Genomic DNA, 18291 nt, shown 5'->3' with positions numbered 1-18291 from the left:
GGCCTCACGGCGCACCGTTGCCACCCGTGCCGTGGCATCCACTGGAAGATGCGCACGCACGTCGAGAAGGGAATATTGCACATGGCGGCCAGACAGCGGGCGGCGATCGTCGGCGTGCACAACACGAGGCAGGCTCGACATCTGCCCGAGGAGACCTCGGACTCGATCACGTTCAAGGCGGTGCGCGGCGCGCTAGCCGACGCCGGCCTCACGTTCGCTGACGTCGATGGGTACAGCGTCGTGCCGGGGTTCGACGCGCACTCCCGCGCCTCGGGGCTGTTCGGCTACTCCGTCGGCAACACGATGTTCTGGGCCGGTTCGGGGCGCATCGGGCCCGCGGCGGTCAACGAGGCGGCCCAGGTGATCGAGGCGGGTGGGGCGACCACCGTGGTCGTGGCCAGCGGGCAGGCCGGGCTTCTGACGGATACGACCGCGGTCGCCCCCTGGACGCGACCGGCCAACGAGTACGTCCAGTGCTTCGGGCTCATGACCCCGGCGGAGTGGGCGCTGTCCGCGCAGGAGTACATCTGGCGGTTCGGCACCAAGCCGGAGGAGCTGGCCTACATCGCGTCCGTCATCCGCAACAACGGGCACCGGAACCCCGAGGCGGTGTATTACGGGCGCGGCCCGTACACCGTCGAGGACATCTTGGCCTCGCGCATGGTCGCCAGCCCTTACCGATTGCTCGAGTGCGCCACGGTCGGCGAGGGCGGCTCGGCGCTGGTGCTGACGACCCTCGAGCGGGCCCGCGACCTTGTGCAGAAGCCGGTCGAGATCCTCGGCCATGCGTTCGAGACATGGGGCGGCATCTATCAGCAACCGCAGACCTATGACCGGGTCCGGGACTGGGGCCGCACATCCGGCGACAAGGCCTTTGCGATGGCCGGACTGCAGCGTGAGGACGTCGACGTCTTCGAGTTCTACGACAACTTCTCGTGGGAGATCATCCGGTACTTCGAGTCGCTCGGGTACTGCGGTGAGGGCGAGGGTGCCCAGTTCGTCGCCGACGGGGCCATCGAGTCCGACGGTCGCTACCCCATCTGCACGGACGGAGGGGTCATGGCCCACTCGCACACCGGAATCTCTCAACTGCTGCAGAAGGTCGTGCAAGGTGTGCGGCAGATCCGCGGGACCAGCGCGGCGAACCAGGTACCCGGTGCCGAGATTGCCCTGGTCGCCAACCTCGGCGAGGTCACGCTCCTGGGGCCGGCGTCATGAAGTGGGACACCGACGTGTCGACACTGCGACCGGTGCCGGTCCCGACCACGGCCTCGGCGCCGTTCTGGGATGGCTGCTACCGGCGCAAGCTGCTGTTCCAGCGGTGTGACTCGTGTGCCGCGGCGGTCTTCCCGCCGCAGCCGTACTGCCGCCACTGCCTCGGCGACGAACTGCACTGGCAGGAATCGTCGGGCATCGGCGAACTCGTCACTTTCTCCGTCATCCACCGTGCCCAGACACCGGCCTTCGAGGTCCCGTACGCCGCCGCCGTCGTCCGGCTCAACGAGGGCTACGAGATCATCACGAACATCGTCGACAGCCGACTGGACGAGGTGGAGATCGGCCAGCGTGTGGCGGTGCACTTCGTCGACATAAGGCCGGATTTCGCCATCCCATGCTTCCGCATCGTCGCGCACCAGCAGTGAAGGCGTGATGACGGTGCAGACCCTCGCCTTCTCCGGGGCCGGCGGGATACCCCTCGCCGGCAGCGCATGTGGCGAGCCCGGACGCCCGACCGTGCTCTTCCTCCACGGCGGCGGCCAGACCCGGCACACCTGGGATGCCGCCCTGAGTGCATGCGCCGAGCAGGGATGGTATGCCGTGGCCCTGGACCTGCGTGGGCACGGCGACAGTGGGTGGTCACCCGACGGCCGCTACGACCTGCCGGCTTACAGCGAGGATGTGTACCGCGTCGCGTCCGTCCTCGGGCAGCCTGTGCTCGTGGGCGCCTCGCTCGGCGGCATGGCCGCGCTCCTGGCGGTGGGCGAACACGCGGATCCGACCGCCGCCGCCGTCGTCCTGGTCGACGTCACCCCGACCATCACGACGGTCGGCGCTCGTCGGGTAGTGGACTTCATGGCCCAGGGCGCGGACGGCTTCGAGTCTCTCGAGGACGCCGCCGCAGCCATCGCGCGTTACCTTCCGCATCGACGTCGTCCGGCCAACCTGCGGTCGCTGCGCAAGAACCTCCGCCGTCGGCCCGACGGCCGTTGGCGTTGGCACTGGGACCCAGCCATGCTCGGCTCCGGCAACGTCGACGAGGACGAGCTCAACGCGATGGCGGCACGGGTCGCTGCTGCGACCGCCAGTGTCGCCATACCGACGTACCTGGTGTACGGCGGCGAGAGCGACGTCGTTGGGCCTGAGGGTATCGCCGAACTCCGCGCGCTGGCGCCGCAGCTCGAAGTTGCCGAGGTCGCGGGCGCCGGGCATATGGTGGCCGGTGACCAGAACGACCGGTTCCTGAGCGCGATCCTGCAATTCCTGCAGCCACACGTGGGCGCGCCGATGGCCGGCGCGCGCGTCGGGTCACCGCCTGACGAGCTCTAAGTAGACTCCTCCCATGCCGCGCGAAGGTGCTCACGAGACCCGCGACCGGGTCATCGCGGCAGCGGTGTCGTGCATTCACGAGGTCGGGCTCTACCGGGCCACGTCCAACGCCATCGCCCAACGTGCTGGCGTCAGCTGGGGCGTGATCCAGTACCACTTCGGCAGCCGCGAGTCGCTCATGCTGGCCGTCGTCGAGAATGGCGCCCGGCGCTATGCCGAAATGCTCAGCGATGTCGTCCTGACCGCCGAGACCACGGTGGGCCGGGTCGAGCAGTGCTTCGCCTTCCTGGCCGACTACCACGGCAGCACCGGCCATCTGGCAGTCGCGCAGGTGATGATCGACCTGGCCCGCGACCCCAACACCTCCGCTGAAGGACGTAAGCGGCTCACCAGCCTGGGCGAGCTCGGCGTCGCGGAAAAGGACCACCTCGGCCGACAGATCCTGCAGGGCAACAGCGCCCGTATGCAGGAACTGCGCGACCTCGTGTTCTTCGCCATTCAGGGGGTGGGCATCGGTTACATCCTGTCCCCCGGGTTCGCGAGCAGCACGGAGATCGATGCCGCGCAGTACCGGCGACGTAGCCGGCTCATCGCGCGCGCGGTCGCGTTGCTCATCGACGAGGAACAGAGCCAGCGTGCGGCCGCCGCGAGCCATCGCAGCGGTGGCCGACGCACTGCTACTGCCGCGGCTGGCCCGGGCTAACGGACCGCGGCGCCGCCGGCGAGCGCCTCGACACCCAGGATGAAGATCTCGATCGAGAGGTCGAGCTGACGCGCGTCGTAGGTGTTGAGCTGCGACTCGGCAAGTTCGCCCAGGTAGTGGGGGCGAGCCTCGGGTCGCTCGTCGAGCACCTCCTGCAACCACCGGTGCCGCCGCCCGGCGCCCTTTGCAGCCATGAGCGCGACGCCGCGCCCGTGCGCATCAGAGATCTCGGCGAGCAGCGAGACGGCCCGCACACTCATTTCCAGATCCAGCGCGCCCTCGACGAATTTGGCGAGCACGGTCTCGGTGACGGCGAGCAACAGCGCATCGGCCGACGCACCGACGCGCACCTGACCGGCCAGCGGGCCGAGCGCGGTCACCGCCGCAGCGATGCCGTGGCCGTAGATCCGACTCGCCTCCCGCCAGTCGCATTCGGCCGGGATCGTGACAGCGGAGAAGCTGCGCGAAAAGGCCTCGACAGCCACCAGCCGGCGCAATGTCTCGCGATCGGATACGTAGTGATTGACAGCCTTCCGGTCAACGCCGAGCACGGACGCGACGGCCTGCATCGTGAGCCTCTCGGCGTCAATCGAACAGGCGGCGTCGAGGACCTGATCGAGATCGAGACCGGCCCGGGTCCCCTGGCGCCGACGGGTGGCGTGCGGAGCGCGGGAACCCATCACATCACCTGCTCTCACCGGGTTGAGCCGCGGCGCTTGACGCGGGTCACCATCCGACCTAGTTTCACTGTATCGCAGTTCCCGACCGGGAACTTATGGTGTAGCGGAGGAGTCACCCGGACATGACCGTGCGCATAGTCGTCGATCGACATCGCTGCACCGGCATCGGCATCTGCGAGTCAATCGCTCCCGACCGCTTCGAGGTCGAGGACGACGGCGGTCTCGTCGTCCACGAGTCCGTGGTTGCGCAGCCCGTCGCGGCGGATGTCGAAGAAGCGGTTCGCTCCTGCCCGGCCCACTCTCTATCACTGGTGACCGACACGGAGTGACCCACCGGTTCACCGACGACCCGGAGGTTAGGCAAGCGTGTCAGGACCTCGCGGAACAGCGCACGCGGCTGGACTTGGCGACGCCGTTGCCGAGGCAGTAATGCACGCCGCCGCCGCCGAAGCCGGCGTGCTGGTTCGGACGACGGGACAGGTCGAAGCGATGCGGGTCGGTGAGGACGCGCTCTCGTCGCGGTTGCCCGAGCAGTAGAACAGCGTGACCCTGTCACCGGCGGCGATCTTCTCACCCACGATGTCCTCGGTCGCCGCGCGCGCAATGTCCATCACGGTTGCGGCGTGCCGGATGAGCTCCTCGACGCGGTGCCGATGCGCTCGTCGAAGTCCTCCATCAGCCAGTCGCGCTGGTCAGGGTTGCGGTCGAGGCTGACGAGCGTTCAGGAGGTGGTTTGCTTGATCGAGGAGCGCGCCGAGGCCATCGTCAGCGCGGCGCGGGGCGCCGGGAATTCGACTTCGTGGAGCGGGTTTCATCGCGGCTGCCCATGCTGACAGTGGCCGACATGCTGGCCTACGTAGGAAAGCAGATGGCGATCCTGCGCTGCATCGGGACCGATCTCATCGGCTACCGTCGTGAGCACCCGGGGGACGACGTGGCCACGGCGCTGGCGGCGGCGAAGATCGACGGCAACCGCTCGCCGGGCGACGGCCTTCGGCGTGAACCCAACACTCATGAACCGCCGGTAGCGGGTGTGCTCGGGGGGATCCATGGCGAGGAACGTCGGCGCCTCGGTATACCCCGCAGATCGTTGGCATGCAGTGGCCGCCGCGGCGCTGGTCACGACCGCCCACGGCGGGACGGGCCGGCGATGACCTGCAGATCGGTGTACTCATGCAGACCCCACGGCCCATTCTCGACGCCGATACCGCTGTGCTTATGGCCGCCGAACGGAAGATTCGGCAGCACGGCACCCGCGTGCGCGTTGATCGAGACCTGGCCCGCGTCGATGGCGAGTGCGAGGTCGGCCGCGCGCTCCGGGTCACTGGACCACACCGAGGCAGTGAGCCCGTATTCGCTGCGGTTCGCGCGGGCGATGGCGTCCGCCTCGTCGCGGAAGGTCAGAACCGGCAGCACCGGTCCGAACTGCTCCTCGTCGACCACCCGCACCCCGTCGCTAATCTGATCCAGGATCGTGGGCGGGAAGAAGTAGCCGTCGCGGTCGAGCGGCGAGCCACCTGCCGTGACCCGTGCCCCGCGGCTGACAGCGTCGGTCACGAGGCTCATGACCCGCTCGTGCTGGGGCGCGCTCGCGAGCGGACCGAATTCTGTGCCGTCCAGTGTCCCGTCACCCACTTTGGCCGCCCGAGCCAGTTCGGTGAGCGCCTCGACAAGTCGCGGCTGGATGCTCTCGTGCGCGTAGACCCGTTTGACGGCCACACACATCTGTCCGTTGTTGGCGAATCCGCTGGCGAACAGCGACTGGGCCACCGTCTCCACGTCGACGTCCTCCAGAATCACCGCAGGGTCGTTGCCGCCCAACTCGAGCGTGACCCGCTTGAGGTCCGCGGCGGCGGCCACCGCCACCTGACGCCCGACCGCGGTCGACCCGGTGAAGCTCACCTTCCGGGGCACCGGGTGCGAGACCATGGCCGCGCCCAGCGGGTCGAGACCAGCCACAACATTCAGCACGCCGGCCGGCAGGACCTCGCGCAGGATGTTGCCCAGCGCGAGCATCGAGAGGGGGGTGTAAGGGGAGGGCTTGACCACGACGGTGTTGCCCGCACGGAGCGCGGGCGCGATCTTCCACATGGCTAACAGGATCGGAAAGTTCCACGGTGTGATCGCACTGACGACACCCATCGGGCGCCGTATCACCTCCTGAAAGGCCTGTTCGTCGTCGCGCACGATCTCCCGGGGAATCTCCAGGTCGGCGAAGTACCGCAACCACGCGGCCGCATAAGCGAACTCGCCGCTCGACTGACTCAGGGGCTTGCCCTGCTCGAGCGTGAGGAGGCGGGCGAGTTCGGGGACGCGGCCCTCGATCGCCGCGACCGCGGCCCGCAGGACCTCACACCGCCGCTGGTCGTCGAGCTTCCACTCGGCCTGCGCGGTCAGCGCGACATCGAACACCTCGTCGAGCTGCTCAGCAGTCACGGCCGGTGCTTGGGCGAAGACACCGCCGGTCGCCGGGTTCACGACGTCGAAGGTCCGCGACGTGGCGAGATCCACGCCGCCTGACGTGGCGCTGGTAACCAACGGCTGGTGGTCATTGAGGGTGGTCATGGAGGAGTGCTCCTGTCAGATGGGTTCCGGTGCGAAGGCCCGGGCTCAGTGCAGGGACGGCAGCAGCACCGGCTTGATGGTGATGCCAGCGAGCGAGTCGGCCTCGGCGGCCGCGATCTTCTCAAGCGGATAGGTGCGGACGAATGTTTCGAATGGGAACCGGCCCGCCTGCCACAGCTCGATCAGCGAAGGGATGAACAGGTGAGGGACCGCGCTGCCCTCGAGGGCGTAGGTCACGGTCTTGCCGGCAAGCGACATCGGGGCGACTTCCAGGATCCCAAGGCCGGCGCCGACGAACACGGCCTGACCGCCGGGGCCGAGTGCGGCCACCGCGGCGGCCATCACCGCGCTGTCCCCAGTGGTGTCCAATACGAAGTCCAAGCCCTGGCCGCCGCCGGTCACCGCGGCCGCGAGATCGGCGGTATCGCCACGCACCGTCCTCGTCGCGCCGAGCTGCTCGGAGATCTGCAGTCGCGAGTCGTGCAGGTCCACGGCGACGATCTCTCCGGCGCCGGCCGCCCTGGCGGCCATCACCGCCGCCAGGCCGACGCCGCCCGCCCCGAAAACTGCGATGCTCTGGCCGGGCCCCAACCGCATCACGTTGAGGACCGACCCGGCGCCGGTCTGCAACCCGCAGCCGAGGGGACCGAGCAGCTCAAGCGGGAGCGAGCGATCAACGACCACAGCATTGCGTTCCGTGGCGATGGCGTGGGTGGCGAAGCTCGACTGTCCGAACCACCGGGCAGCGACCGAGCCGCCCTGTGCATCCTCCGCGCCCGCAGAGAAGTCGGCGCGACGCCCCGACGCGTTGCGCAGCATGAAGTCCGCGCAGTACGCCGGCTGACCGGCCCGGCAAGGGCGGCAGCGCCCGCAGGACTCGAAACTCAAAACGACGTGGTCGCCGACCTCGATACCGCTGACGCCCGGGCCGACCACTTCCACTACGCCGGCCCCCTCGTGACCGAGAATGACCGGGCCGACCCGGTCGAGGAACCCGGCGTCACGCGCCGCCAGGTCGGTATGACATACCCCGACGCCCACGATCCGGACTAACACCTCGTCCGGACGGAGCGCGCCGAGACGCACCTGCTCGATCTCGAAACCCCTGGCCGCCGCCCGCAATACCGCAGCCGTCGCCATCGTTGTCATGTGCTGATCCACTGGGCCTCCGTCGCACCTCTGCTCCAGCCGCAGGCACCCCGGACCAGCCGACGCAGTGCCCCGCATCGGCACGTAGGGGACACAATTCGTCGGGGCAGCCTACCCGGCGTCAAATGCGCACGTGCGGATACGAAAGCGCACATCGGGATTTTCCACCATTGTGCATAAAATGGTAACTGGCCGCACAGTAAGTGTCAAGCATCAGTTAATCCGAAAGAGGTTAAACAATTCGAGCTGGACTTGGACTCGCGCGGCATTTAGGGTCGGCCGATGCCCACCGTTGATGAGACAGCTCTGCGTCAGCTAGTTGATCGTGCTGAGATCACCGACGTGCAGTACCGGTACGCGCTCGGTACGGACTCCCACGACTGGCAGCTGTTTCGCAGCTGCTTCACCGAGGAGGTCGAGACCGACTTCAGCGAGGTGGTCGGCCTGCCCGCCTCGCGGGTGAACGCCGACGAGTGGGTGCGCAGCCTCGCCCCCACGATGGAGTCGTTCACGGCGACGCATCACGCGATGTCGAACGTCTTGATCACGTTCATCGATGACGACCACGCGACCTGCGTCGCTTACGTCCAGGCGCGGCACCACAAGCCAAACAGCACCGGCGATAGTGATCAGACCGTCTACGGCTATTACACAAACCAGTACGAACGCACGGCGGGCGGGTGGCGGATCGCGAAGCTAAAGCTGAGCGTCCGATGGATGACCGGCAACTTCGCCATCTTCGCGGGTACCGCACAGTAGAACCGCGCCGGGGGCGAAGCTGGCCGCCGGGTGGGAGCCGGTGGACCGGGCGCCTTGCCTTCAGGCCACCTCATCGCTCCCCAGGTAGCGCCGGAGCACCTGCTCCCCCGCGTCGGCGGTCCGGCCGGCCCAACTCACGGATCCGCGCGAAAGGATCACGCATTCGTCGGCGAAGGCCAGCGCACGGTGGATGAACTGCTCGATGAGGATGATCGAGATGCCTCGTTCGCGCGCCCGCTGCAGGCTAGCGAACATCGTGTTCACCATCAGAGGTGCAAGGCCCAGCGACATCTCGTCGGCGATGATGAGCCGCGGGGACGCCGCGAGCGCCATCCCCATTGCGAGCATCTGCTGCTCGCCCCCGGACATGCTTCCGGCCCGCTGCCCGAGGCGGGGCTTGAGCGCCGGAAATACCTCGAGCACGTTCTCCAGAGCGTCGGCCCGCTCCGCGCGGGGCATCCGACGAATTGCCATCTTGACATTGTCGTGAACCGAGATGCCCGGAAATATCCCGCGGCCCTCGGGAATGTAGGCGAGCCCGGTTTGCCTGATCTTGTGCGCCGGCATCTCGGTGATTTTGACTTCGCCAAAAGTCACCCGACCGGAGCTGATCGGGACAAGCCGGGACAACGCCCGGCCCAATGTGCTCTTGCCGGCCCCGTTGGCGCCCAGAACCGCGACAGTGTGCCCGGTTGGTACCGTCATCGACACGTCGAACAACGCTTGATGCGCGCCGTAATTGACCGAAAGGTTGCTCACAATAAGATCGGAATTGTTCACATCGCCACATCCTCATCGCCGAGATAGGCGGCGCGCACGTCGGGATTACTGCGAATACTTCCGGGGTCGCCACTCGCGATCATGCGTCCGAAGTCGAGCACGTAGACCTTGCTGCAGTGTTCGAGCACGGTGGGCACGTCGTGTTCGACCAGAAGCGCCGAGATGTGCTCTTGCTCGACGGTGCGGCGCAGCGCATGTGCCAGGGAGGCCGCCTCGTGGGCGTCGAGGCCCGACAACGGCTCGTCCAACAGCATGACCGACGGCGACGTCGCCAGCGCACGGCCGACCTCGACCAGCCGGCTCGTTCCCAGCGAGAGAACGTCGACCACGGTGTCGGCGACGGGACCCAGCGAAAGCAGTTCGATCAGGCCCTCGACGCGCTCGGCCTCTGCCTTGTCCGGCCGCCGCAGCGAGCCCACCGTGAACATGTCCGACCACAGGCGCGAACGCGCATGCCGGGAGCGATAGGCCAGCACAAGATGCTCGCGAACGGTTAGCCCCAAGAACAGCTCAGGTTGCTGGAACGTCCGGGCCAGGCCGCGCTGTGCGCGGCGCTGCGCGCTGAGCCGTGTGACGTCGTCGCCGCCCAGGCTCGTCCGTCCGGCCTTCGGCCGCAGCAGACCGGACAGCACCGCGAACAGCGTGCTCTTCCCGGCGCCGTTGGGGCCGACCAGCCCGACCATGGCCCCGGCTTCCACCTCGATGGACACGTCCGACAATGCCACGATGCCGCCGAAGCGCACGGTGACGTCGGTCGCCGCGAGCGAGATCGTCGGGGCGCCGACCCCGGACGGGCTCACGACGCACGCTCCTTCGAGCGCGGCGGAACGAGCGAGTCGCGGCTGGCGGACTCGGAGTTCACCGGCTCGGAGTTCACCGGCTCGGAGTTCACCGGCTCGGCCGATAGGGGCCGACCCCGGGTCGTCCCCACCCCGAGGCGCGCCCGAACGCGGTCAGCGGCGGTGCGCACCGCTTGGCCCTGCGCCACCAAGACACCGTCAGGACTGCGGGTGAGACCGATCGCTCCGAGTCCAAACAGGATCGGGATGATCTGGTTGAACCAGGTGGGCAGGTATTGCAAGCTCACGCCCGGCAGGATGGCGTACGCGATGCCTGCCGCGAGCGCTGCGACGTTGGACCGGATACCCATGGTCACCAGCGCCGCGAGCCAGATGACCCCGCCTAGGGCTGCGTAGTTTGCCGGCAGCGCCACACCGTTGGCGACCGCGAGCAGCGCGCCGCCGACACCGGCGACGAACGCCGCCAACCCGGCGATGACAACCTTCATCTGCAGCACGCTGATGCCCAGCGTGCGCGCACCGGGTTCGCTGCAGCGGACCGCCGCTAACGCCGCGCCGGTGGTCGACCGGCGGATGTTGACGATGAACAGGGCGACGAGGCCGAAGACCACGAGTCCGAGGTAGACGAGATCGTCCTCGCTGGACAGGAACCTCGGCGGGCTCAGCGACACGCCGATCCCGTTCTGGAAGAAGGTTTGACGGGAGAACACCAAGTTGTCCATCAGCAGGCCGAAGGTGAGCGTGACGAGGGCGACGTAGAGTTCGCCGAGCCGAATGGTCAGCACGCCCAGCAGCAAGCCCATCGGAAGGGCGACAAGACCGCCGGCGACCACGGCGAGCAGGACCGGCCAGCCGTGCACTGTTGCGAACTGCGCCGCAGCCATACCGCCGACGCCACCGAAGGTCACCTGGCAGAGCCAGATCATGCCCCCCTCGCCGATCACGAGCGTCCAGGAAAGGTAGAGGACCGCCAGTGCCACGCCCTGGGCGAGCAGGCCGACCCAGAACTCCGACAGGAGCGACGGCAGGAGCGCGACAACCGCGACCGAGATGACACCTGACCCTGCGTTCAGCCGACGGGCGGGCCCTCGGCCCCTCTCCGGGTGGCTCGCCTTGCGGGACTGGACGGGGCTGCCCTGCGGAGTGATGGCGCGGTCCAGGAAGCCGCCGACGCCTTGGGCCTCACTGACCCGACCGAACCGAGCGACGCTGTAGAGGAGGAAGAGCGCGGTGACGGCGAAGGGAATGCTCGGGATGACGGCCGACGCGAAGGTGCTGTCCGGGGGGATCCAGTACTGGGCCAGCGCGCCGGCGACTCCCATGGCAAGGCCCACCACGACGGCGACCGGCAGGTTCCGGAGCTTGGCTGCAACCACGGCCGCGAACGCCCCGGCCATCAACAGCGTGAAGTTCGTGATGTCCAGTCCGATGATCGGGGCCGACAGCACTCCGGCGAGACCGGCCAGGAACGACGACGCCGCCCAGACGCCGGCCGCCACCGACCCTGGCGCCGTGCCTTGCAGGGAGGTCATTGCCGGTGAGTCCACCATCGCGCGTACGCGCAGGCCTATATCGGTACTGCGGAAGATGATGAAGCCGACCACCAGGATGAGGACCACCGTCGAATACACGATGATCTGATCCAGCGTCACGGGGACACCGTCGACGTAGTAGACGTGCACCGGTTCGGGTGCCAGACCAGGAGCGTGCAGGATCGGTTCGATACCGAACAGGAGGTCGGCGACCGCCGGGAGCACGACCGAGACGCCGAGCGTCACGACGATCTTGACGAGTTGGGTGGCGGTGCGCATGGAGCGGAACAACGTCGCGTACAGCACAAGGCCGAGCGCCGGGCCGGCGAGCACGAGGGACGCCACGGCTGCCGTGCCGATGCCCCAACCGTGCTGGACGTGAAGGTAGTAGTACAACCGTGCGACGAAGTACGCGATGGCACCGAAGCTGAAGTTAAGCACGCCGGCCGACCGGTAGGTGACTACGAGGCCGGCCGCCGAAATTGCATAGATTCCGCCCAGCACGAGCCCTGCGATGATGAACTGAAGCACGGTGCATCCCAATCCAGTGACGTCGGGGTCGGGCCGGAAGCAGACGCGGTGCCCGTCGCCGCTACAACTTCACCTATATGGAGCCGTGACCTGCCGGCGGTAATCCCGCCGGCAGGTCACGGGGCGCCCGCCTAGGGCGTGTACGAGATTCTGGTGCCGCAGACCTTGCCACCGGGTGCATCGTCGACGAACTTCCCGTTCTTCACCTGCAGGAAGAAGTCGCAATGCTCCATCGGGATCGCGTCCGCCGTGCCGAAGTGTGCGAACGTCGTCGGGCTCGGCAGGATGCCGCCTGCCGTGTAGTCCGTGACCTTCTGCAGGTTCGTGATGAACGACTGGCGGGTCGGGTTCTTGCCGGCGACCTCCAGGCCCTTCAGCGCGAGGTCGACGGCCAGGTAGGACGCGCTCGCGCCGTTACTGGGTACGTCACCGGCCTTGAACGGCGACGCGTACTTGACGAGCGCGTCGATCATGTTCTTAGAGGCGGGGTTGATCGCCGGGTCGTACACAGCCGGGGTCAGCGTCCAGGTGTCCTCGAACGTTGCCGAAGATTGCGACGTGGCGACTGTGTCGGGGTTGTACGAACCGAGAATGAGAAGCTTCGCCTTGCTGCCGCTGCTCTTCACCGAGGCGGCGAGCGCCTCGTTCGACGAGCTCGTCAGGACCGAGTAAACACCGTTGCAGCCCTTGTTTTTGATGGCAAGAGACGTGGCCGTGAAGTCGACGCCACCCAGCGGGATCGACTTGTTCTCGAGGCACTTCGTAACGCCGGCCGAGGCGGCTGAGGCCAGCGTCGCGTCCGAGAAGGTGGACGGAAGGTTCACCTGCACGGTCGCCAGCTTGGTGACGCCGATGGACTTGAGGAACTTGCCGACATCGGTCCACGTGTAGGACTTGCCGTTGAAGACCGACGCCTGGACAGGCGGCTGGTAGCTGAACATGTTGTCGAAGCCGCGCTGCGTGTATTGCGGCGCATTGCCGTCGCCGATGTAGGGCACGCGCATCTTATTGATGTAGGGCGCGCCGGCGAAGGCCAAAGCGCCGACGCTGACGATTCCGAAGACCTTTTTGGTCTGGATCAACGACTGGGCTGCGGTGGCGTTGCCGGTCGGCGTCGATTGGTCGTCCGCCGACTCCAGCTTGATCATGTGACCGTTGATGCCTCCGGCCGCGTTGGCCTGATCAACTCGCGCCTGCGCTCCGGCCAGGCTGGACTTGCCGTAGGACGAGGCCGCGGGACCGGTCAGGCTGGTGATGTAGCCGAGCGTGATGGGCGATCCGGTAGCGCCGGAACTCGTCCCGTCACCCGAGGTCGTGACGCTGCCGGGCGCCGAGGCGGTGCCCGAACTCGCCTTGCCGGAGCTGCTGCACGCGGCGAGCGTCAGGACGCCCGCCGCCGCGCACGCCATGATGGTCATCGTCCTCGTCATCTTGAGTCTGCCATTCACTCGAGGGTGCCTTCCTTCGCGTATCCGATGGAGTCCGGAGAAAGCTGTTCCGTGACCACTGCCTGTGTCGATTCCCGAGGCATCGGCCGGTCGGAGCTCGTGCCCCGATGCCCCGGCGCAGGCCGTTGCACGCGCAACGCCGCCCGCCCCAGAGTGGCTTCGGTCACTTAACCATGCGTCCAGTAAGTTAGCAACGACCGGGCCGAATTTTAATTGAGCCGAATTTTAATTGAGTTGTGTTGTTGGCTGGCTCCGGAACGCCGGATCACGCACTCACGGCGAGACCAGCGCAGGGCCGGAGCCGTTCGACGAGCACGCCCTCGCGACGCGGGTGGTGGCCCGATGCTCAATCCGTCATCGGCCTCATCGGCGCCACGCCCGCGCGACCAGGCCCGGTCGGGAAGGTCGCTGAGGAGTTGATGTTCACTATGCCGCTTCTGATCTGCGATGTCGTCTTCCGCGCTGCGGCAACAGCCCGGACAGCGTCCTGCCGGCACGCCGTCGGCACCGATCCGACGACCTCACCGCGCATTGCTGCTCTCTTGTAACTGGACGGCCAGCCACTTAGGCTAGCAGGATAAGCCTCGCGTCGACCCGCGAAGGTCCGAACCGCTGCGCGAAGGGCTACTGCGCCGATGGGCACGATCGCATGACCACGACACCTGTCAGCGAGGCCCACCGCGTGCTGGCTTACGACGTGGGCTGCGACGTCGATGATCTGTCCCTGCATCGCATCGACGACGCCTACGTCGAGCGGTACGCGGCCCTGTCGAGAGCGGCGCACCGGAGGGGGGCCCTGCGCGAGGCCGAGCGCGAACTGCTGTGGATCGCGGTCTTCGCCTCGGCACATCTGCACGACGCTGCCGCCGTGCAGATGCACACGAGGCGGGCGCTCGCGGCCGGCGTGACGTCGGCGCAGATCCTCAGCCTGCGGGTAGAAACACTGGGGACCCACACTATGTCCTTCGCGGTACCAATCCTGCTCGAGGAGCTCGCTGCCGCCGGTCACGCCACGCCTGCTGCTGGCACCGCGCTCACGGCGGCGCAGGAAGCCGTCAAGCAGCAGCTCATCGAGCTTCGCGGCTGGTGGAACGAGGGCTGGTTGCCCCTTCTGCACACCGACCCGCACTTTCTGCTCGCCACCCACCGCCTGCTCGCGACGGAGAACGACCCGCTCGATCCACGGCTGCGCGAGCTCATCTACATGGCGCTCGACGTCTCGACGGCGCATCTGTACCCACCCGGCGCCCGCGCGCACATGCGCAACGCCCTGCGGCTGGGCGCGACCGAGGAACACATCCTCGAGGTGCTGGAACTCGTCGCGCTCGTCGGTTACCGGTCCCTGTTACTGCTGACCGGGGGCCTCGACGCCGCACAGGGGCATCCAGCCGAACGGCTCTGTGCAGGCGGTATCTCGTGACCGGTATCGACTGGGAAACGACGGCGAACCAACCGGTCCCGATCCGGACGCCTGATCGCTTTTTCATCGGCGGCGAGTGGGTCGCGCCCCGCGACGGCCTGGCCGCCCAGGTGACCCGGCCGGATACCGAGGAGCCGCTGTACTCCGTCGCGGTCGCGACGAAGGCAGAGATGTCGGCGGCCGTGGCCGCCGCCCGGGAGGCGTTCGATGACGGTCCGTGGTCGCGGATCTCGGTCGCGGAGCGCGCCGACTACCTGCGTGCGATCGCGGCCGGGCTGCGCGAGCGTAGTGCGGATCTGGCCTGGCTCTGGGCCGCGGAGGTGGGTATCCTGCATTCGGTGGCCCGGCGCGAGACTGCACACATGGCCGACGTCTTCGACGAGTACGCCGAGTTGAGTACCGCCTTTGGGTTCGTCGAGGAGCGAGCGACGAAGCTGCGCGGCAAGCGGGCGGTGCTCGCGCACGAGCCGGTCGGCGTCGTCGGCGCAATCCTTGCCTGGAACGGCCCGTCGATCTCCATTGCCTATAAGGTGGCCCCCGCAATTCTCGCGGGGTGCACCGTCGTCCTCAAGAGCGCACCTGAGGCACCCGGCGAGGCCCTAGTCCTGGCCGAGGTCGCGGAGGAGGTCGGACTTCCGGCGGGCGTGCTCAACGTCGTCACCGCCGACCGGGACGTCTCCGAGCTCCTGGTCCGCGACGCGCGGGTGGACAAGATCTCGTTCACCGGCTCGACCGCGGCCGGGCGGCGCATCGCAGCCTTGTGCGCCGAGCGGATCGCGCGCGTCTCCCTCGAACTCGGCGGGAAATCCGCTGCGCTGATCCTCGACGACTACGACCTCGAGCGCGCCGCCTCCACACTGGCCCGTGCGCAGTGCTACATCAGTGGACAGGTGTGCGCCGCGCTGACGAGGGTGGTGATCTCCCGGCACCGGCGCGACGATTTTCTGGAGGCAATGCGCTCGGCGCAGGCCGAGGTGCGGGTCGGCAGCCAGTTCGATCCGGCCAGCACCATGGGGCCGCTGGCGACCAACGTCCAGCGAGCGCGAGTCGAGCGATACATCGCTACCGGCCTGCGGCAGGGCGCGACACTCGTCACCGGCGGCGGCCGGCCCCGGCACCTCTCGCGCGGGTACTTCGTCGAACCCACGACCTTCGCCGCGGTCGAACCGCACTCGTCGATCGCGCAGGAGGAGATCTTCGGGCCCGTCCTCGCGGTCATCGACTGTGACGACGAGCGGAACGCCATCCGGATCGCGAACGACAGCATCTATGGCCTGAACGCGGCGGTGTTCACTCACGATGAAGACCGGGCGCTGGGCGTCGCCCGCGCGCTGCGCTCCGGATCGGTCGGTCACAACGGCCCGTTCGTGGACTACAGCATCGGCTTCGGCGGTTTCAAGCAGTCCGGCGTCGGCCGGGAGGGCGGCGTCCAGGGGCTCCTCCCCTATCTCGAGAGCAAGACCATCGTGCTGTCCGGCAACTCGACACCCGACCGGAGGATTGGCTCATGACGATTGACACCACGCGTCTCCAGGAACTGTCCGACCGGGCCGCGATCGCTGCTGTGCAGTACCGCTACGCAACCGCCAGCGACAGTCACGACATCGAACTGCTGCGCAGTTGCTTCGGCGCCCAGGTGGAGATCGACTTCAGCTCGGGGTTCGGTTCACCGGTCGTCCAGGTCTCGGCCGACGAATGGGTTCGCAACGCGTCCTCGTCCATGGGTGGCATGACGGCGACCCACCACCTCATGACGAACCTGCGCATCGAGTTCTCCGGCGCCGATCACGCCACCTGCGTCACCTACGTGCAGGCAAACCACCACAAGCCAAACCCGTTCGGTGACAGCGACCAGGCGGTCTACGGTCACTACACGAACCGGTTCGAACGCACACCCGAGGGGTGGCGCATCGTCGGGTGCAAGCTCACATCCCGGTGGATGACGGGGAACTTCGGGATCTACGGCGATCTGGACGCGCACTGGCGCCGGGTGCAGTCCGCGCAGTAAGCGCGACCGCACTGGACGGCCGGGCCGGGTACCGCGGCTTCACCACGGACGCTTGACACCCAGTTGCGGGGCCGCAGTGAAGGTGACGGGCATCGACCACACGCCCATCAGGTAGGGGTTGCCGCCGTACTCGACCACCTTGGCATCGTCGACGACGTAGTCCGGAACGCGATCCAAGATCTCGGCGACCATCACGCGGAACATCTGCCGAGCGACGTGCGCTCCGAGGCACCGGTGCACACCCCGGCCGAAGGCCAGGTGCCGGTTGGACGTCCGCTCGACGTGGAACACGTCCGGATCAGCGAAGACCTTCGGGTCACGATTGGCGCCGGACAGCGACAGCACGGCGGGTTCACCGCGGCGCAACTGCTGGCCGGCGAACTCGACGTCCTGGGTGATCGTGCAAGTCATGACCTGCGCCGACGGATACATGCGCAGCGTCTCTTCGCAGGTCGCGTCGATCAGCCTCCGGTCGGCCATGACCGCGGCACGCAGCGCCGGGTCGGCCGCCAGCTGGTGCAGGCCACGCGCCGTCGTGTTGTTCGTCGTGTCAACGCCGGCGCCGACCATGTTGGTGAGCACCTTGGTGAGCTGCTCGTCGTTCATCAACTCGCCGTCGTACTCGAGCCGGGCGATCGCGCCCAGCAGCTCTTCGGCTCGATCGTGGCGGGCCGCCTTCGCCGCTGACAAGAACGCGTCCATCAGCCGAGGCATGGTGATCTCGACCGTGTGGGTGAACTCCGCGGTGTCGGGCGCCATCCCGAAGATCGAATGGTAGACGTCGGCGGTGTCCTGCCAAAGGTCGGCGGGCAGACCGAGGAAGAGCAGCGTCGAGATGGCCGTGACGGGGGTAACGAAGTCGTTCATCAGGTCCATCGCGCCATCCTCGACCCGTTGATCAAGTACCCAGGACGCGACCTGGCGCATCGCCGGCTCGAAGCGACGCACCGCCGTCGGCGAGAACAGCGGGTTGAACACCCGTCGCAGGTAGCTGTGGTGCTCGCCGTAGGCCTCGCCGATGGCGAGTTCGGGCCAGTCCATCCGCGGATACCCGTTCTCACCGATGTAGTTGATGCCGTCGTCGGCGTCGGGTTCGTAGCGATTCGAGAAGATCTCTCCGTTCCGGCAGGCCTCAGCCACACTCGCATGGTCGGACAGGATCCAGTAGCCGTCGTACTGGTCGCTGCGGCCTACCGGGCAGCGTTCGCGGAGCTCCTTCCACGCGGCTGCGCGAACGGCGACGTCCGGGGCGCAGAACGGGGCGGCGTTGTGATCGACCCCTCGTAAGTCCGCGTGCGCCGTCTGCGAGTCGAGCTGTCCCATTCGCCAATCCTCCGAACGCTGTGTCAATGATGGTCTGCGACGAGCC

Annotated in this window: 18 protein-coding genes; 9 read left to right on the top strand and 9 right to left on the bottom strand. The window is 67.5% G+C overall.

Translation table 11 applies throughout. The annotated features are described in order from the left end of the window. Positions 1-48 precede the first annotated feature (48 nt). Genes ACFFC4_RS13100 through ACFFC4_RS13085 form a run of 4 tightly spaced genes read left to right on the top strand, consistent with a single transcriptional unit; the run spans position 49 to position 3250 of the window. Positions 49-1218 (top strand): thiolase family protein, encoded by a 1170-nt coding sequence (locus ACFFC4_RS13100; protein ID WP_375501527.1) that lies wholly within the window; start codon positions 49-51, stop codon positions 1216-1218. Positions 1219-1250: 32 nt separating this feature from the next. Beyond that, complete coding sequence (locus tag ACFFC4_RS13095) at positions 1251-1643, top strand: Zn-ribbon domain-containing OB-fold protein (RefSeq protein ID WP_375501525.1); 393 nt, start codon at positions 1251-1253, stop codon at positions 1641-1643. Positions 1644-1650: 7 nt separating this feature from the next. Continuing rightward, positions 1651-2547, top strand: coding sequence for an alpha/beta fold hydrolase (locus tag ACFFC4_RS13090; protein WP_375501523.1), 897 nt, complete (start codon positions 1651-1653; stop codon positions 2545-2547). Between the two features lie 13 nt (positions 2548-2560). Next, positions 2561-3250 carry a TetR family transcriptional regulator gene (locus tag ACFFC4_RS13085; protein WP_375501521.1) on the top strand — a complete coding sequence of 230 codons (690 nt, stop codon included), beginning with the start codon at positions 2561-2563 and terminating at the stop codon, positions 3248-3250. Here ACFFC4_RS13085 and ACFFC4_RS13080 read toward each other — a convergent pair. Beyond that, on the bottom strand, positions 3247-3930 hold the full coding sequence (locus ACFFC4_RS13080; RefSeq protein WP_375501519.1) for a hypothetical protein: 684 nt from the start codon (positions 3928-3930) through the stop codon (positions 3247-3249). The two genes, ACFFC4_RS13085 and ACFFC4_RS13080, sit on opposite strands and share 4 nt — an antisense overlap. Before the next feature lie 122 nt (positions 3931-4052). Here ACFFC4_RS13080 and ACFFC4_RS13075 point away from each other — a divergent pair, with 122 nt between their 5' ends. Beyond that, the gene (locus ACFFC4_RS13075) at positions 4053-4259 is read left to right on the top strand and encodes a ferredoxin (RefSeq protein WP_375501517.1); all 207 of its coding nucleotides are present in this window, start codon (positions 4053-4055) and stop codon (positions 4257-4259) included. A 482-nt stretch (positions 4260-4741) separates the two neighbouring features. On the opposite strand, the gene ACFFC4_RS13070 is transcribed toward ACFFC4_RS13075, so the two are convergent. The 3 genes from ACFFC4_RS13070 to ACFFC4_RS13060 form a co-directional block, all read right to left on the bottom strand. Further along, positions 4742-4981, bottom strand: coding sequence for a hypothetical protein (locus ACFFC4_RS13070; protein ID WP_375501515.1), 240 nt, complete (start codon positions 4979-4981; stop codon positions 4742-4744). Between the two features lie 68 nt (positions 4982-5049). Then, positions 5050-6495: an aldehyde dehydrogenase family protein gene (locus tag ACFFC4_RS13065; RefSeq protein WP_375501513.1), complete on the bottom strand. Its 1446-nt coding sequence runs from the start codon at positions 6493-6495 to the stop codon at positions 5050-5052. 45 nt (positions 6496-6540) lie between these two features. Next, positions 6541-7644: an alcohol dehydrogenase catalytic domain-containing protein gene (locus ACFFC4_RS13060; protein ID WP_375501628.1), complete on the bottom strand. Its 1104-nt coding sequence runs from the start codon at positions 7642-7644 to the stop codon at positions 6541-6543. A 282-nt stretch (positions 7645-7926) separates the two neighbouring features. On the opposite strand from ACFFC4_RS13060, the gene ACFFC4_RS13055 reads away from it, so the two are divergent. Next, the gene (locus ACFFC4_RS13055; protein ID WP_375501511.1) at positions 7927-8403 is read left to right on the top strand and encodes a nuclear transport factor 2 family protein; all 477 of its coding nucleotides are present in this window, start codon (positions 7927-7929) and stop codon (positions 8401-8403) included. Positions 8404-8463: 60 nt separating this feature from the next. Here the strand turns inward: ACFFC4_RS13055 and ACFFC4_RS13050 are convergent, their stop codons facing one another. The 4 genes from ACFFC4_RS13050 to ACFFC4_RS13035 form a co-directional block, all read right to left on the bottom strand. Next, entirely contained in the window at positions 8464-9183 is a 720-nt protein-coding gene (locus ACFFC4_RS13050; RefSeq protein WP_375501509.1) for an ABC transporter ATP-binding protein, read from the bottom strand. Continuing rightward, a complete protein-coding gene (locus ACFFC4_RS13045; protein ID WP_375501507.1) occupies positions 9180-9926 on the bottom strand; it encodes an ABC transporter ATP-binding protein in 747 nt (248 codons plus the stop codon). Before ACFFC4_RS13045 ends, ACFFC4_RS13050 begins: the two co-directional genes overlap by 4 nt. Positions 9927-9979: 53 nt before the next feature. Continuing rightward, positions 9980-12046: an ABC transporter permease gene (locus ACFFC4_RS13040; protein WP_375501505.1), complete on the bottom strand. Its 2067-nt coding sequence runs from the start codon at positions 12044-12046 to the stop codon at positions 9980-9982. A gap of 131 nt (positions 12047-12177) precedes the next feature. Further along, on the bottom strand, positions 12178-13464 hold the full coding sequence (locus ACFFC4_RS13035; RefSeq protein ID WP_375501503.1) for an ABC transporter substrate-binding protein: 1287 nt from the start codon (positions 13462-13464) through the stop codon (positions 12178-12180). A gap of 679 nt (positions 13465-14143) precedes the next feature. On the opposite strand from ACFFC4_RS13035, the gene ACFFC4_RS13030 reads away from it, so the two are divergent. The 3 genes from ACFFC4_RS13030 to ACFFC4_RS13020 are packed head-to-tail and all read left to right on the top strand — an operon-like array spanning position 14144 to position 16922. Continuing rightward, on the top strand, positions 14144-14914 hold the full coding sequence (locus ACFFC4_RS13030) for a carboxymuconolactone decarboxylase family protein (protein WP_375501501.1): 771 nt from the start codon (positions 14144-14146) through the stop codon (positions 14912-14914). After that, entirely contained in the window at positions 14911-16425 is a 1515-nt protein-coding gene (locus ACFFC4_RS13025; RefSeq protein WP_375501499.1) for an aldehyde dehydrogenase, read from the top strand. The genes ACFFC4_RS13030 and ACFFC4_RS13025 overlap by 4 nt, the downstream gene beginning before the upstream one ends. Continuing rightward, complete coding sequence (locus tag ACFFC4_RS13020) at positions 16422-16922, top strand: nuclear transport factor 2 family protein (protein ID WP_375501497.1); 501 nt, start codon at positions 16422-16424, stop codon at positions 16920-16922. Before ACFFC4_RS13025 ends, ACFFC4_RS13020 begins: the two co-directional genes overlap by 4 nt. A 39-nt stretch (positions 16923-16961) precedes the next feature. Here ACFFC4_RS13020 and ACFFC4_RS13015 read toward each other — a convergent pair whose 3' ends face one another. Further along, positions 16962-18245 (bottom strand): cytochrome P450, encoded by a 1284-nt coding sequence (locus ACFFC4_RS13015; RefSeq protein WP_375501495.1) that lies wholly within the window; start codon positions 18243-18245, stop codon positions 16962-16964. Positions 18246-18291 lie beyond the last annotated feature (46 nt).

It is taken from the genome of uncultured Jatrophihabitans sp., from assembly GCF_964244045.1.
Lineage (GTDB): Bacteria > Actinomycetota > Actinomycetes > Mycobacteriales > Jatrophihabitantaceae > Jatrophihabitans.
This window is presented reverse-complemented; position numbering and strand designations above follow the sequence as displayed.

Coding starts and splice junctions, on each gene's coding strand:
- ACFFC4_RS13100 (WP_375501527.1), top strand. CDS start 49: ATGCGCACGCACGTCGAGAAGGGAATATTGCACATGGCGGCCAGACAG.
- ACFFC4_RS13090 (WP_375501523.1), top strand. CDS start 1,651: ATGACGGTGCAGACCCTCGCCTTCTCCGGGGCCGGCGGGATACCCCTC.
- ACFFC4_RS13085 (WP_375501521.1), top strand. CDS start 2,561: ATGCCGCGCGAAGGTGCTCACGAGACCCGCGACCGGGTCATCGCGGCA.
- ACFFC4_RS13080 (WP_375501519.1), bottom strand. CDS start 3,930: ATGGGTTCCCGCGCTCCGCACGCCACCCGTCGGCGCCAGGGGACCCGG.
- ACFFC4_RS13075 (WP_375501517.1), top strand. CDS start 4,053: ATGACCGTGCGCATAGTCGTCGATCGACATCGCTGCACCGGCATCGGC.
- ACFFC4_RS13070 (WP_375501515.1), bottom strand. CDS start 4,981: ATGGATCCCCCCGAGCACACCCGCTACCGGCGGTTCATGAGTGTTGGG.
- ACFFC4_RS13065 (WP_375501513.1), bottom strand. CDS start 6,495: ATGACCACCCTCAATGACCACCAGCCGTTGGTTACCAGCGCCACGTCA.
- ACFFC4_RS13060 (WP_375501628.1), bottom strand. CDS start 7,644: ATGACAACGATGGCGACGGCTGCGGTATTGCGGGCGGCGGCCAGGGGT.
- ACFFC4_RS13055 (WP_375501511.1), top strand. CDS start 7,927: ATGCCCACCGTTGATGAGACAGCTCTGCGTCAGCTAGTTGATCGTGCT.
- ACFFC4_RS13035 (WP_375501503.1), bottom strand. CDS start 13,464: ATGACCATCATGGCGTGCGCGGCGGCGGGCGTCCTGACGCTCGCCGCG.
- ACFFC4_RS13030 (WP_375501501.1), top strand. CDS start 14,144: ATGACCACGACACCTGTCAGCGAGGCCCACCGCGTGCTGGCTTACGAC.
- ACFFC4_RS13020 (WP_375501497.1), top strand. CDS start 16,422: ATGACGATTGACACCACGCGTCTCCAGGAACTGTCCGACCGGGCCGCG.
- ACFFC4_RS13015 (WP_375501495.1), bottom strand. CDS start 18,245: ATGGGACAGCTCGACTCGCAGACGGCGCACGCGGACTTACGAGGGGTC.